Below are 14,379 nucleotides of genomic sequence, written 5' to 3'. Positions count from 1 at the left end.
TGTCATGGAGCCGGATCCGCCGCTCCCGCCGCCCCATCCACCACAGCCGGGCCCCTTGGCATCGACGGTCGCAGCCCGGACGCCGTGTGTGCACTGCCGCCGCTGGCGGGTGTTCCTGGGCGGCATGTTGGCGGCCGCCATCGGCCTGGCGCTGCATGCCACAGCAGGCCCGCCCAGCATGGGGCCACCGGTGGCGCCGAAGCGGGTCAGCCTGGCGGAGCCGCCGAGCGTGGGCCCAGGGCCGGGCGCAGCCACCGCTGGCGCCAAGGCAGAGAGCCGGCACGGTGCCACCGCACCCGGCATGGACAGTGGCGCTCAGGATGGCGGTGCTCAGGGTAGCGGTGCTCAGGGTAGTGGAGCCCTCGACGCCACTGCCACCACTTACCCGCTGGAACCTGCCCCGCCACCGCGCGAGACGGCCCCAACCCGGCCCCAGGCCGCTACGGCGGCAGCGGTGGCTCCGTCCGCCCCTGCCGCTCCGCCCGCCCGGCGCACCCCGGATCTGCGGCTGGTGTATGTGACGGTGCCACTGCCTGCCGGCCGCATCAACTCGAGCTACAAGCGACGTGAGGTGGTGCAAGGCGGCCGGCCGCCCTATCGCATCGAGATTGAAGGCACACCGCCGCCCGGGCTGGTATTCGGCGCGGACGGTTATCTCTCCGGCACCCCCACGCGCGCCGGTCAGTACAGCTTCACCCTGCGTGCGGAGGACAGCGCCACGCCAAGCATGGAGCAGGAGCAGCACTATGTGCTGCGCATCCTGGACCCGGTACCCGCAACCGCCGCCCCAAGCGCCAAGGCGCCCGCGCCGGCACCGGTGGCCAGTGCACCGGACCCCCGGTTGCGCGCCATGAGCCTGCAGGAGGCCGATGGTGCCGCCGACCTCAACGGCAACGTGCCGGTCAGTTATCTGCTCACGGCCAAGGAACTGGACGAGCTGGTGCCGCCGTCCGACGACGACAAGGTCAAGCCCACCGCCACGGCCATCGCCCCCTCCCCGCCGCTGCCCGCGCTGGCCGCCCTGCGTGCCGACCTCGACGAGGACCCGGCCGTGTTGACGGAGCCGCCGCTGATCGTGCCGGACAAGCCGACCAACACCCAGTTGCGCGGGCTGCTGACCCCCGTGGTGGGCGTGGAATATCCCACCCGCGCGATGTTCATCCGCGCCATCGAGGCCGAGCGCTGCCGCTATTACCTGCAGCGTGTCGGCGAAGTGGCGGCCGCCCGCAAGCTGCCGGCGCCCACCAGCTGCCCAGCGCCTGCGGCCCAGCGCCCGGAGCCGGTGCCGGCCCCCAAGCGCAACGAACGCCGGCCGGACAATGCCGCCGTGCCGCTGGAGGTCTTCTTCGACTCCCTGCTCGCCGAGGACAACCTGCGGGACATCGTGGCGGTGGCGACGAAGCTGCACCCGGTGGGCAACTCGCGACCCCTGCTCTGGACCGCCGATGGCTGCCAGTGCGCGCCGGACCACAAGGACAACCAGGTGGTGGGGGTGATTCCGTTCTGGGCCGCGCAGGAAACGCCCATGCCGATCAACTTCAACCTCTTCACCCGTCTGCAGTACATGGGCGTGGTGCTGCGGGACGACGGCAGCTTCGACCTACCCAAGGATTGGGACGGCGCCGTCTCCGGCTATGCACGCGAAGCGCAGCGTTATGACGTGGCCATGGACCTGGTGCTCTACCGCCGCACCTGGAACCTGCTGCTCAACCGCTCGGCGGCCGAGCAGGACCGCATGATCGAGGAGGCCGTCACGGCGGCGGTGCGCATGGTCGACCGCCGCAGCCAGGACCGTCAGTCCCTGATGAACAAGCTGCTGCTGGCGCCGGGGTCGGACGAGACCAATCATGTGTTCTCCGGCCTGACCGTTTTCTTCGAGGACACACCGACGGATGGCGCCGCCCAGGCGCGCTACACCGCCTTCCTTCGCAAGTTCATGGCGGCGCTGCTGGAGCGGATGGCAAACGCCGGCCGGCCCTACTACCTCAACCTCGTCGTGCCGGACGATCAACTGAAGGAAACCGGCCCCTACAGCTACGAATGGTTGATGAGCCTGAAGCTGAAGGCCGAGCTGGCGTCCAACCCACGGCACCGCACCGCCGTGGACGGGTCGAAGGAGCTTTCCTATGAAGGCAAGAGCGACATCACCGTGAAGTTCCTGATCATGCTCAGCGGCGACCCGGATTCGCAGAAGAAGGATCTGCGCCGCCGGGTCGACCTGACCCGCCAGTTGCAGGGCGTGCGCCGCATCGATTTCCTGGACAGCGTGTTGCCCGTGTTGGTGCATGCCACCTCGCCCGAAGCCCCGCCCACCAACGTGGCGGCGACTATGGCACGGGACTTCCCCTACATCGAATGGACCTATGGGGGCATCACGCTCTGGCCGTTGCCACGGGCGGAGGTGGGCATGGGGCCGGAGGTCATCCCGCCGCTCAAGGAGTACTTCACGGCGCGGCTCACTTTCCGGCAGGAAGCCTGCGCCTGGATCTGTCCGAACCGGATGCCGCTGCGCCTGGTGACCCAGTTCCTGCTGATGGCCTGGATCGTGGCGGCGGCGGTGTATGTGGTGAGCTGCCGAGCCCGCCGCATCGGCTTGCTCTATCTGGTCTGCTTGTGGGCGGGCGCGCTGCTTCTGCTGCTGATGGCCGTGGCCCTGCTGTTCTGCGACCCCGCCCTGGCCCCTTTGCGAGACAACCCCTATGTACCGGCCATCGTGGCGCTGGCGTTTGTGGCGATGTCGGGCTATCTGGTGTTCCGGCCGGGGCGGCCAGAGCTTTGATTGATCGATGCTTGAGGAGCGCACATGGCGATATCCAATGATCCCCGCAATACCGAACTGGAGGGTGGCCGCGTCGCCACGCATCGGCCGGCCGCCGAGCCGGACCTGGTCCAGCGGGTGACCGATAACGAAGGGGGCGACTGGTCGGCCCAGTTGGATGCCTCACCCCGGCAGGCCGCACAGCGCCGCGCGATGGCGGCCAGTTTCGGTGCTGCGGCCCAACGGGAGGAGGCAGCGCCGGCGACCAACCTCACCGGCATGCCGGACCAGCTCAAGTCCGGGCTGGAATCGATGTCGGGCATGGACCTGTCCGATGTCCGGGTGCATGCCAACTCCAGCCAGCCCGCCCAGCTCAATGCGCTGGCCTACGCGCAGGGCAACGACATCCACCTGGCGCCAGGCCAAGAGCAGCACCTGCCGCATGAGGCCTGGCATGTGGTGCAGCAGCGCCAAGGCCGGGTGGCGCCCACCATGGAGGTGGGCGGCGTGCCGGTGAATGACGACCACGGGCTGGAGGCCGAGGCGGACCGGATGGGCGACATGGCCAGCCGGGGGACGTGAGCCGCCGCGGCGGTCAAGGCACTGTCAGGGCCACCGAAAGGCCACCGCAGGGCCATCGCAAGGCCAGCGCAAGGAGATCTCAAGGAGATCTCAGGGCGGTCAGCCCAGATGCTGGCGCAGGAAGCTTAGCGTGCTGGCCTGGGCCTCGGCATAGGCCTGGGCATTGAATGAGGGGCGAGCGTCGCAGCCAAAACCGTGGTCGGCGTTGGCATGGACATACACCGGCACCTCGGGATGGCGTTGGCGGATGGCGTCCACCTGGTCCAGCGGGATGTGGGCGTCCTTCTCACCGAAGTGCATTTGCACCGGGCAGTGCGGCGTGGCCTCGCGGTCTTCGTAGATGCCGCCGCCATACCAGGCGCTCGCCGCCTTGAAGCGGGTGGTCTCCGTGGCCGCCCACCAGGTCACCGTGCCACCGAAGCAGTAGCCGACGATGCCGGTGGCGTGGATGGCGTCCGCAGCCGCCTGCACGTCGGTCAGCACCTGCGCCTTGGTCAGGGTCTTGCGGATCTCGTAATAGCGCGCGATGCCTTCCTGGTTGTAGGCGGACTCGACATCCCGCTCGACGCGGTCGAACAACGCCGGGGCGATGGCATTGATGCCCTGCTCCGCGAAACGGTCGCAAACATCACGAATGTGCTGGTTCACGCCGAAGGCTTCCTGCACAACCACGATGGCCAGCGTGTTGCCGGGCTTTTCGGCCGCGTAGGCCTTGAAGGTGTGGCCGTCGGCGGCGGTGAGGGTCTTGAACTGTCCCATGGGGATCTCCGGTGAGGCAATGACCGGATTCTCGCGCCCCGACCGCAGAAGGCGGGCGACGCGTGGGCGCGCAGCGCGCTGCGGCGTGTGGCGAGTGACGGCATGCGCCCCGTCATGTCCACAGAGCCGGCATCCGTGCGCCTTGCACCGGCACCGACGGGTGATGGCGGCGCGGTGCCTGGCTCTCCAATGCGCGGCAGATCGAGCCACGAGCCCCCGGGGCTTGTCGCCTCGGGAGATTGATCAGCCCTGGCGGTGTGCGTCTTGCAGGAGGTTCAGCGCCTGGTCGGTATCACCATGGCGCACCGCCCAGATGGCGCGGTCCAGGTGCTCCACGCCACGTTCACTCACATCGTCATGCTGGACGCTGAGCTGGCGGCGGGTGTCCCGCATCATCTGGAGCGCGTGATCCTGGTGGTCGCAATAGAGCTCCACCCGCACGTCGCGCAACTGCTGCTGCAGATACGCACGGCGGTTTTCGCGGCTCGTGAGTTCGTCATCCTGCATGGGCGCCGCGGAGGCGGACGCTGCGGCAAATGCCGCCATCAGGGCCAGGATCGGGGAGGTCTTGCTCATGTCGTTCTCCTGTAGGCGTCGCTGGAAGAGAGAGGGAGTTCAGCGATGCCGTGACTGCAGATTGCGCCTGGACTGTTAGAACCGGCTTAAGCAAACATTGCTGCCATGCAAAGCGCGCACGCAGCGGACTTGCTCTGATCGCCACTGCCCGAAGTTCCGTCGCAACCGCACACGGAGGATGGCGCAGTTGCCGCAGCCGGATCGCCAACAGGGTCATTCGTCCATGCGTCGCACGATGTCGGTGACCCGCACCAGCCCGGTGCCCAGCGCCCGCGGCACATTCACGGATCGCCCAAGGGGGCAGCGTTACAGCCGCTTTCAAGCCTGACTTTCCTCTCTAGGGTTTCCCACCAGTTATTTCGTGCAACCGCCGAACTAATATCCTTCTCAGCCCGCACCGATAGTGGGCACAGGAGACAACGTGCAAAGCGAAGGCGGCGGCAGCCAGCAGTTGCTGAAGGTCATCAACCGGATGGCGCTGGTGCGCCATCTGTGCGCCCATCCCGGCCTGTCCCGCGCGGACCTGGCCACGGAAGTGGGCCTGACCAAGTCGACCATCAGCGGCCTCACCCGCGAGCTGATCGCCGAAGGCTGGCTCATTGAAAGCGTTGTGGTCGCCACGGGCGACCTGGGTCGCCGCCCCACCCCGTTGTTCATCAATCCGGAGCGCCTGCTGCTGCTGGGCGCCGAGGTCGGCATCGAGGCCGTACGGGTGGTCGCCACCTCCCTCACCGGCGAGATCCGCGCCCGGGCCGTCAGCCACTATGGCGCCAGCCGCTCGGCCAAGGCCTGCATCGGCGTGCTGGCGTCGCTGCTGCAGAAGGTCAAGGGGCAGCTGGAGGACTCGCAGGAGATCATCGGCATCGGCATCGGCCTGCCCGGGGGTGTGGACGAGGCCGAAGGCATACTTCATTTCGCCCCCAACCTGGGTTGGCGGGACCTGCCCATCGGCAGTTGGCTGGCCGACAAGCTGGCAGGCACCGCACTGGCGGACGTGCCGCTCTACCTCCAGAACGAAGCCGATGTGGCCGCGCTGGGTGAGATGGAATTCAACCCGTCCTCCGGCCCGCAGGATCCGCTGCTCTACGTCAGCATCAACCAGGGCGTGGGCGCTGGCGTGGTGGTCGGCGACCGGTTGCTGACCGGCAGCCGGGGCTTTGCCGGTGAGGTCGGCCACATGGTGCTGCAGATCGACGGACCGCGCTGCAGTTGCGGCCGTCGGGGCTGCGCCGAAGCGCTGATCGGCATGCGCGCCATGCTCCGGCCTGAAGAAGCCGCCGAGCCGGGCCCGCATTCACTCGCCGAAGTCCGGACACGACTGGGGGAAAAGGACAAACCCACCGTCAAGTCGGTGAGCACGGCCGGACGCTACCTGGGGGTGCTGCTCCAGAACCTGGCAACCGCCTACGACCCCGCCTGCATCGTGCTGGGCGGCGCCGTGGTGGAACTGGGCGACGCTTTCCTGCAGCCTGCCCTGGACACCCTGAACGACTATGCCAAGGCCGCCAGTCTGGCGCCACCGCTGGTGCGCACCTCCCGTTATGGCGCCGATGCGGTGGCCGCCGGGGCCGCCGCCCTCGCCCGCTACCACGTGACGCGACCGCAGCTGCCGCAGGCCGGCGCGGCGCGCAGCCCCACCACTCCCACTACCGAAGACGCCGAGGAGTCACTCTGATGTATCTGGGCATCGATCTCGGCACCTCCGAAATCAAGCTGCTGTTGCTGGACAACCAGGGCCAGGCCCGGGGCCGCGCCAGTGCGCCACTGACGGTGCAACGGCCACAGCCACTCTGGTCCGAACAGGACCCCGCCTCCTGGTGGACCGCCACCGAGCAGGCCGTGGCCACACTGCGTGCTGCGGCGCCCGAGGCGTGGTCGCAGATCCGTGGCATCGGGCTGTCCGGCCAGATGCATGGCGCGGTGCTGCTGGACCAGGCCGACCGTGTCTTGCGACCGGCCATCCTGTGGAATGACGGCCGCAGCTTTGCCGAATGCGACGAACTGACGCAAGCCGCCCCAGCCCTGGCCGACATTGCCGGCAACCTCGCCATGCCGGGCTTCACCGCGCCCAAGCTGCTGTGGGTGCGCCGGCATGAATCGCAAGTGTTCGATGCCACCGCCACCGTGCTGCTGCCCAAGGACTATCTGCGGCTGCTGCTGACCGGCGACAAGGTCACCGACCCTTCCGACGCCGCCGGCACCCTGTGGCTGGATGTGGCGGCCCGAGACTGGTCCGACACCTTGCTGGCCGCCTGCGGCCTGCGCCGTGCGCAAATGCCGCGCGTGGTGGAAAGCAACCAGGCCGCCGGCACGCTGCGTGCGGATCTGGCGCGCGCCTGGGGTCTGTCGCCCGAGGTGGTGGTGGCCGGCAGCGCTGGCGACAACGCCGCCAGTGCCATCGGCATCGGCGCGACGCGCCCTGGGGAAGGGTTTCTGTCGATGGGCACGTCCGGCGTGCTGTTCGTCGTCAACGACCGTTACCGCCCCAATCCCGCGTCCGCCGTGCATGCCTTCTGCCATGCACTGCCCGGCCGTTGGCACCAGATGAGCGTGATGCTCTCGGCCGCCAGCGCGCTGCGCTGGTTCTGCGGCTTCAGCGGTGCGGCAGACGAGACCGCCCTGCTGGCTGAAGTCCAGGCACTGGCACCGCAGGACCTGGCGGGTGCACCGCTGTTCCTGCCCTACCTGGCCGGCGAGCGCACGCCGCACAACGACCCGTTTGCCACCGGCGTCTTCCATGGCCTGACCCACGACAGCACCCGCGCCCATGGAGGTTATGCCGTGCTGGAAGGGGTCGCCTTCGGCATGGCCGATGGCCTTGCCGCCTTGCAGGCGGCCGGCACCACGGTGACGGAACTCTCCTTCGTCGGCGGTGGGTCCCGCAGCGCCTACTGGGCCCAACTGATGGCCGACGTTCTGCGTGTGGACATCGTGCGCCATACCGATGCCGATGCCGGCGGTGCGCTGGGCGCGGCGCGGCTGGCCTGGATGGCCGATGGCGGCGAAGAAACCCAGGTCTGCCAACGCCCCGCCGTCAGCGACCGCTTCAGCCCCCGTGCCGAACGGGCCGAGCCCCTGGCCGCCCGGCTGGCTCGATTCCGCGCGCTTTATGCGCAGCAACGCCAACTTCCTCCCCTCCCCCCACCGACGCAAGGCCGCTGAGTCTGCACGCGCCTCCGCCCTCGGCCTCAAGGTCCCCACCTCTCACCGCATTCATCATGAGCAGCTACTTCGCCAATATCGATCCGATCCGCTACCAGGGTCCCGGCACCCAGGAAGCCCTGGCCTTCCGTCACTACGACAAGGACCGCATCGTGCTGGGCAAGCGCATGGAGGAGCATCTGCGCTTCGCCGTCTGCTACTGGCACAGCTTCTGCTGGACCGGCCTGGACCCGTTTGGCAGCGGCACCTTCGAGCGCCCCTGGTTCGAAGGCGGCTCGCCGATGGAATTGGCCGAGCAGAAGGCGCAGGCCGCCTTTGACTTCTTCAGCCGGCTCGGCGCGCCCTACTACTGCTTCCATGACCGCGACGTCTCGCCCGAAGGCGCCACCCCGCGTGAAAGCCACGAACGCCTGGCCCGGATGGTGGACGTGCTGGGCGAGCATCAGCAACGCACCGGCGTGAAGCTGCTGTGGGGCACGGCCAACCTGTTCAGCCACCGCCGCTTCATGTCCGGCGCTGCCAGCAACCCGGACCCCGAGATCTTCAGCCTGGCGGCCCTGCAGGTCCGCGACGCCATGGATGCCACCATGCGCCTGGGCGGGGAAAACTATGTGCTCTGGGGCGGCCGCGAAGGCTACGAGACCCTGCTCAACACCGATGTGGACCAGGAGCTGGAGCAACTGGGCCGCTTCCTCTCCATGGTGGTGGACTACAAGCACCGCAAGGGCTTCAAGGGCACCATCCTGCTCGAACCCAAGCCGCGCGAGCCCTCCAAGCATCAATACGACTTCGACAGCGCCACCGTTTACGGTTTCCTCACACGCTATGGGCTGGAAAAGGAGGTCAAGGTCAACATCGAGGCCAACCACGCCACCTTGTCCGGCCACTCCTTCGAGCATGAGATCGCCGTTGCTGCTTCCTTGGGCATTCTCGGCAGCATCGACATGAACCGGGGTGACCCGCAACTGGGCTGGGATACCGACCAGTTCCCCAACAACGTCCCCGAGATCGCGCTGGCGCTTTATCACATTCATCAGGCGGGTGGCCTGGGCAGCGGTGGCCTGAACTTCGACGCCAAGGTGCGCCGCCAGTCGATCGACCCGGAGGATCTGTTCCACGGCCATATCGGTGGCATGGATGTTTGCGCCAAGGGCCTGCTGATCGCCGAACAGATGATCCAGGACGGGCAGTTGGCCCAGGCGCTGAAGCAGCGCTACGCCGGCTGGTCGGCCCCTGAGGGCCGCGACATCCTGGAAGGCCGTCGCACGCTGGAGCAGTTGGCGGACCAGGTGCTGGCCCGCAACACCGATGTGGCGCCGAAGTCCGGCCGCCAGGAATACCTCGAGAACCTGGTCAACCGCTTCACCGCCATCTGATCATCCCCTTGATCAGCAAGGCCTGACCCGTTCCTGGGGGCGCCGGCTCCCAGCGAGACGGCGACTGGTCGTAGTTTTTTTTGACTGCAGTTTTTTGATGTTGGTAGTAAAGACCGCCCGCGACGGCCTCAGGGCCATGGCCGCGCGGGCCTGTGCACCACCTCGACGGCAATGACGTCGTTGCGCCCATGAACCGCCTATGAGGCCTCGCCATCGAGCAAAGAGGCCCATCACAGAAGAGACAGGAGACAACATGCGCACCCTTCAACGAACCGCGGTATCCATTGCCGCAGCCCAGGCAGCCTTGCTGATCGGCGGTCTGGTCTTTGGCCAGATCGCTGCGGCACAGACCGCACCCACCCCTGACGCCCCAGACGGCAAGAAGGAAGTTCCCACCAAGGTGGAGACGGTCATCGTGACCGGCAAACGCGCGGCGCTCAGTTCCGCGCAACGCATCAAGCAAAACGCCGACGAGGTGGTGGACTCCATCGTCGCCGACGACATCGGCAAGCTGCCGGACCGCTCGGTCACGGAGGTGCTGGCCCGCATCGTGGGCGTCACCATGGACCGCACCATGTCCAAGGACGACCCGGAGCACTTCTCCGTGGAAGGCTCGGGCATCACCATCCGTGGCCTCACCTTCGTCCGCTCGGAAATGAACGGCCGTGACTCGTTCAGCGCCAACGGCGGCCGCTCGCTCAATTTCGAGGATGTGCCGCCCGAGCTGATGGCCGCGGTGGACGTGTACAAGAACCCGTCGGCCGAGCAGATCGAAGGCGGCATCGGCGGCCTGGTGAATCTGCGCACGGCCCTGCCCTTCGATTTTTCGGGTTTCAAGACAGCGTTGTCTGTCCAGTCCACCTATTCGGAGCTGAAGAAAAAATCTTCGCCCAGCATCTCCGGCCTCGTCTCCAACCGCTGGAACACCGACCTGGGCCAATTCGGCGCCCTGCTGCACCTGGCCAGTTCCAAGAGCGGCACCCGCACCGATGCCTTCCAGGTGGAGCCGTATTACCCGCTGGCCAATGCCGTGGACGGCCAGGCCGCCGGCACCTACCTGTGGGTGCCCAAGGGTTCGGCGTGGCGCACGCTGGAGTTCGAGCGCCAGCGTGATGGGCTGTATGGCGCGCTGCAATGGAAGAATGATTCGGTCGAATCCTCCATCACCTACTTCAAGAGCAAGTACAAGATGCAGTGGGACGAGCGCGCCATCTTTGCGCAGTCCGATCCCTACAAGATCCGTGTGCGTGATGGCGTGTTTGCCGACAACGGCCAGTTCCTCTCCGGCACGCTCTACAACAGCGACGGCTCCGGCATCAACTTCGGCTCTGACACCCGCAGTGCCTGGCGCAAGTCGGACACCCAGGACCTGGGCTGGAAGATCAGCTGGCAGCCCAACAACCGCTGGCAGCTGAATTCCGACCTGCAGTACATCCGCGCCAACAGCAGCGCGTTCGACTCCACGGTCGGCCTGGGCGTGCTGATGGAATCCGAAACCATCGACCTGCGCGGCGGCCGCCCCAGCCTCACCTTCAGCGACGCCGACCGTGCGGCCCTGCAGGACCCGGCCAACTACTACTGGGCCTTTACCCAGGAGCATCAGGACAAGAGCAAGGCCACCGAAAAAGCCTGGAAGGGGGATGCCAAGTTCCGCTTCGAGGATGGTGTGCTTCAGGATCTGCGCTTCGGCGTTCGCTTGTCCGAGCGTGACGCGACCACCATCAACACCACGCCCAAGTATTTCTGGTCGCCCATCTCGCAGCCCTGGCAACTGGGCTGGGACATCGGCCAGCTGGCCTACCTGAACGACCCGCGCTTCAACAGCAACCACTACGTCTACAACTTCAACAACTTCTTCGGCGGCAAGTCGTCCGTGCCGTCGCTGATCTTCCCGACGCTCAACACCGCGACAGGATACCCCGACAGCTACGCCGCGCTGCACGCCTATCACGACACGCTGTGCGCCGAGCAGCACGGTGGCGACAGTTCCTCCTGCACCCCGTGGGCACCCGCGCCCTTCGGTACGGACCCGGCGGGCACCAACGACCAGAGCGAAAAGACCCAGGCGGCCTACGCGCAACTGCGCTTCGCCTTCGATGACACGCTGGGCGTGCCGGTGGACGGCAACGTCGGCCTGCGTGTGGTGCGCACGAAGATGGATGCTCGCGGCTACACCACCTTCACCAGCAGCCAGGTGCCTGTGGGCGCCGTGGGCGAAGTGGTGCCGGTGATCCCGAACTTCGCTGTGGGCAACACCTTCAGCCAGACCTACACCAACAGCCTGCCCAGCCTGAACCTGCGCTTCAAGGCCACGGAGCAGGTGCAGTTCCGTGCGGCCCTGTCCAAGGCCATCTCGCGGCCCGACTTCAGCCAATTGCAGGCCACCACCCAGCTGGCGCAGAACTTCACCTCGACCACCGTCGGCAACGTCACCACGATCAGCAACGTGACCCGCACCGGCACGGCCGATGGCAACCCGATGCTCAAGCCCATCCGCGCGACACAGGGCGACCTGACCGCCGAGTGGTACTTCAGCAAGACCGGCTCCCTGACCTTCGCGGCCTTCCACAAGGACCTGAAGGACGTGATCATCAACCAGACCACGATCACCCAGGTCCCGGACGCCAGCGGCACGCTGCAGAACTTCACCGTCACCTCGCCGATCAACGGGGCCAAGGGCAAGGTCAACGGCATTGAACTTGCCTTCCAGACCTATTTCGACTCCCTGCCCGGCTGGCTTTCCGGCTTTGGCGTGCAGGCCAACTACACCTACGTGGACAGCAGCACCAAGCTCTACAACCCGGTGAGTTCGACCTACTGCGCCGGCAGCAACAGCGCGGCCAACCTGAACCTCAACCTCAACGGCTGCGACACCAACGGCCAGACCTTCGGCAACCTGCCGCTGGCCAACCTGTCCAAGAACTCCTACAACCTGGCGCTGCTGTATGACCGCGGCCCGATCTCCGCACGCCTGGCCTACAGCTGGCGTTCGAAGTACCTGCAGGCGGTCAACGTGAACGGCACCAACGGGGGCGACGGCCTGGACACCAACCCGTCCAGCCCGACCTACGGCGGCACCTCGGTCGGCTGGGCCCTGCCCACCTGGGCGGACGCCTACGGCCAGCTGGATGCCGGTGTCTACTACAAGTGGAGCGACAACGTGACGGTCGGCCTGGAAGGTCAGAACCTGACCGACTCGACCTACAAGCAGTTGATGCAGCAGCACATCGGCATGCTGGGCCGCGCCTGGTTCAATACCGGCCGGCGCTACACGCTGACGGCGCGCATGTCGTTCTGAGGACCTGAGGAGTACCCCGGCGATGCGGTTGATGTCCTTCCTTCGCGCTCCACGGGCGTTCCTCGCTGGCCACAGCGGGCGAGGCGCGCGCCGGGGTATCGGTGGGCTGTCCACGGGGCTGTCCACGGGACGGTCCACGGGTCTGTACTTGGGCCGGTGCGTGGGCCTGTTCGTCGGCCTGTTCGTGGGCCTGGTCACGGGCCTGACAGCACTTTCAGTCCCCATGCCGGCCATGGCGGCGCCAGCAACCGCATCGGCGAGCCTGCCGGCCTCCGCCACCAACTCGCGCCTTCTCCCTCGCCTGGTGCAGCAGGACGGCCGCTGGGCCCTGATGGTCGACGGTCAGCCTTTCCTCATGCTGGCCGCGCAAGTGCACAACTCCAGCAACTGGCCGGGCGCCCTGCCCCAGGTCTGGCCTGCGGTACGTGATGCCCAGGCCAACACGGTGGCCGTGCCCATCGCGTGGGAACAGGTGGAACCGGAGGAAGGCCGATTCGACTTCAGTTTCGTCGACACCCTGATCGCCCAGGCGCGCCAGCAGCAGGTGCGGGTGGTGCTGCTGTGGTTCGCGACCTGGAAGAACACCAGCGCGCAATACACCCCTGCCTGGGTGAAGCTGAATCCCGACCGTTACCCGCCGATGCTCGACGAGGACGGCAAGCCGAGTTATTGCCTCTCCCCGTTCGGCGAAGCGACGCTGGAGGCCGATCGCCGCGCTTTCGTTGCGCTGATGACCCACCTCAAGCGGGTCGACGGCGACCGGCACACCGTCATCATGGTGCAGGTGCAGAACGAGGTCGGCACCTACGGCCTGGCGCGTGACCATGGCGCTGCCGCGCAGTCCGCGTTCGAGGCCCCGGTACCGGCGGAGGTCTTGCGCCGTCAGCCCGCGACAGTGCCGGGCGCTACCCAGGGAAGCTGGCGCCAGGTCTATGGCGACGACGCCGACCAGTACTTCCACAGCTGGGCCATTGCCCGCTACATCGAGCGCATCGCCCAGGCGGGCCGCGCGGTGCACGACCTGCCCATGTGGGTCAACAATGCCCTGCGCGAGCCGCTCGAACCCAAGGCCCCGTGGAAGAAGAACTTCGCCAGCGGTGGCCCGACCTACGACGTGCTCGGCATCTACAAGGCCGCAGCGCCTCACATCGACGTGATCGGCCCCGACATCTACATGCCGGAGTCGGCCAAGGTCACCGCCATCCTCGACCAGTTCCAGCGGCCGGACAACGCCCTCTGGGTGCCGGAGATGGGCAACGCGCCGCGTTATGCGCGGTATATCTATCAGGTGCTGGGCCGTGGTGGCATCGGGGTCTCGCCCTTCGGCGTGGACTATGCGGACTACAGCAACTACCCGCTGGGCAGTGCCCACACCGACGAGCGCATGACCGCGCCCATCGCCCAGGTCTACCGCCTGCTGCGCCCGATGGCCAGCGCCTGGGCCGGCTGGGCCCTGCAGGGCCGCACGCGGGGGGCCGCCGAGGGCGACGACCACCAGGCCCAGAGCCTGGCCCTGGACGGCTGGACGGCCCAGCTCAGCTTTGGTGAATGGCAATTCGGTGAACGCAGTTGGCCCCAGCTCAAGGACGATGCGCCCGCAGGCAGCGAGCAACCCCAGGGCGGCGTGGCCATTGCGCAGATCGGGCCTGACGAGTTCATCGTGGTGGGCCAGCGCACGCGGGTGCGTTTCAATCCGGACGCCAGTTTCAAGGGTCGAGGCCACACCCTGCTCAGCGCTGAAGAAGGCCAGTTCGACGCCAAGGGCCGCTGGGTCATGACCCGCCGCTGGAATGGCGACCAGGTCGACTGGGGCTTCAACCTGCCGGCGCGGGGCACCGTGCTGCGTGTGCGGCTGGGACGGTATTGAA

The 14,379-nt window shown here is 67.2% G+C and carries 9 protein-coding genes; 7 read left to right on the top strand and 2 right to left on the bottom strand.

What is annotated here, in order from left to right:
* Positions 1-55: 55 nt before the first annotated feature.
* Positions 56-2,779 carry an Ig domain-containing protein gene (locus BMY53_RS16095; protein WP_218151246.1) on the top strand — a complete coding sequence of 908 codons (2,724 nt, stop codon included), beginning with the start codon at positions 56-58 and terminating at the stop codon, positions 2,777-2,779.
* Between the two features lie 24 nt (positions 2,780-2,803).
* The gene (locus tag BMY53_RS16090) at positions 2,804-3,340 is read left to right on the top strand and encodes an eCIS core domain-containing protein (RefSeq protein ID WP_092947513.1); all 537 of its coding nucleotides are present in this window, start codon (positions 2,804-2,806) and stop codon (positions 3,338-3,340) included.
* Positions 3,341-3,439: 99 nt separating this feature from the next.
* Here the strand turns inward: BMY53_RS16090 and BMY53_RS16085 are convergent, their stop codons facing one another.
* Together BMY53_RS16085 and BMY53_RS16080 are read right to left on the bottom strand one after the other, a co-directional pair.
* Positions 3,440-4,099, bottom strand: coding sequence for a dienelactone hydrolase family protein (locus BMY53_RS16085; protein WP_092947512.1), 660 nt, complete (start codon positions 4,097-4,099; stop codon positions 3,440-3,442).
* 243 nt (positions 4,100-4,342) lie between these two features.
* Positions 4,343-4,675 carry a hypothetical protein gene (locus BMY53_RS16080; RefSeq protein ID WP_092947511.1) on the bottom strand — a complete coding sequence of 111 codons (333 nt, stop codon included), beginning with the start codon at positions 4,673-4,675 and terminating at the stop codon, positions 4,343-4,345.
* 421 nt (positions 4,676-5,096) lie between these two features.
* Here BMY53_RS16080 and BMY53_RS16075 point away from each other — a divergent pair, with 421 nt between their 5' ends.
* From BMY53_RS16075 to BMY53_RS16055, 5 genes are all read left to right on the top strand, one after another.
* The gene (locus BMY53_RS16075; protein WP_092947510.1) at positions 5,097-6,350 is read left to right on the top strand and encodes an ROK family transcriptional regulator; all 1,254 of its coding nucleotides are present in this window, start codon (positions 5,097-5,099) and stop codon (positions 6,348-6,350) included.
* Positions 6,350-7,837: a xylulokinase gene (xylB, locus tag BMY53_RS16070; protein ID WP_092947509.1), complete on the top strand. Its 1,488-nt coding sequence runs from the start codon at positions 6,350-6,352 to the stop codon at positions 7,835-7,837. The genes BMY53_RS16075 and xylB overlap by 1 nt, the downstream gene beginning before the upstream one ends.
* A 56-nt stretch (positions 7,838-7,893) precedes the next feature.
* A complete protein-coding gene (gene xylA, locus BMY53_RS16065; protein ID WP_218151245.1) occupies positions 7,894-9,213 on the top strand; it encodes a xylose isomerase in 1,320 nt (439 codons plus the stop codon).
* Positions 9,214-9,466: 253 nt separating this feature from the next.
* Positions 9,467-12,511: a TonB-dependent receptor gene (locus tag BMY53_RS16060; RefSeq protein ID WP_092947507.1), complete on the top strand. Its 3,045-nt coding sequence runs from the start codon at positions 9,467-9,469 to the stop codon at positions 12,509-12,511.
* Between the two features lie 31 nt (positions 12,512-12,542).
* On the top strand, positions 12,543-14,378 hold the full coding sequence (locus BMY53_RS16055) for a DUF5597 domain-containing protein (RefSeq protein ID WP_255370238.1): 1,836 nt from the start codon (positions 12,543-12,545) through the stop codon (positions 14,376-14,378).
* Position 14,379: the final 1 nt, after the last annotated feature.

Source organism: Roseateles sp. YR242 (assembly GCF_900109745.1).
Taxonomy (GTDB): domain Bacteria; phylum Pseudomonadota; class Gammaproteobacteria; order Burkholderiales; family Burkholderiaceae_C; genus Roseateles.
Note: the sequence above shows the minus strand (reverse complement) of the source record. Positions and strands in the feature narration are given on the sequence as shown.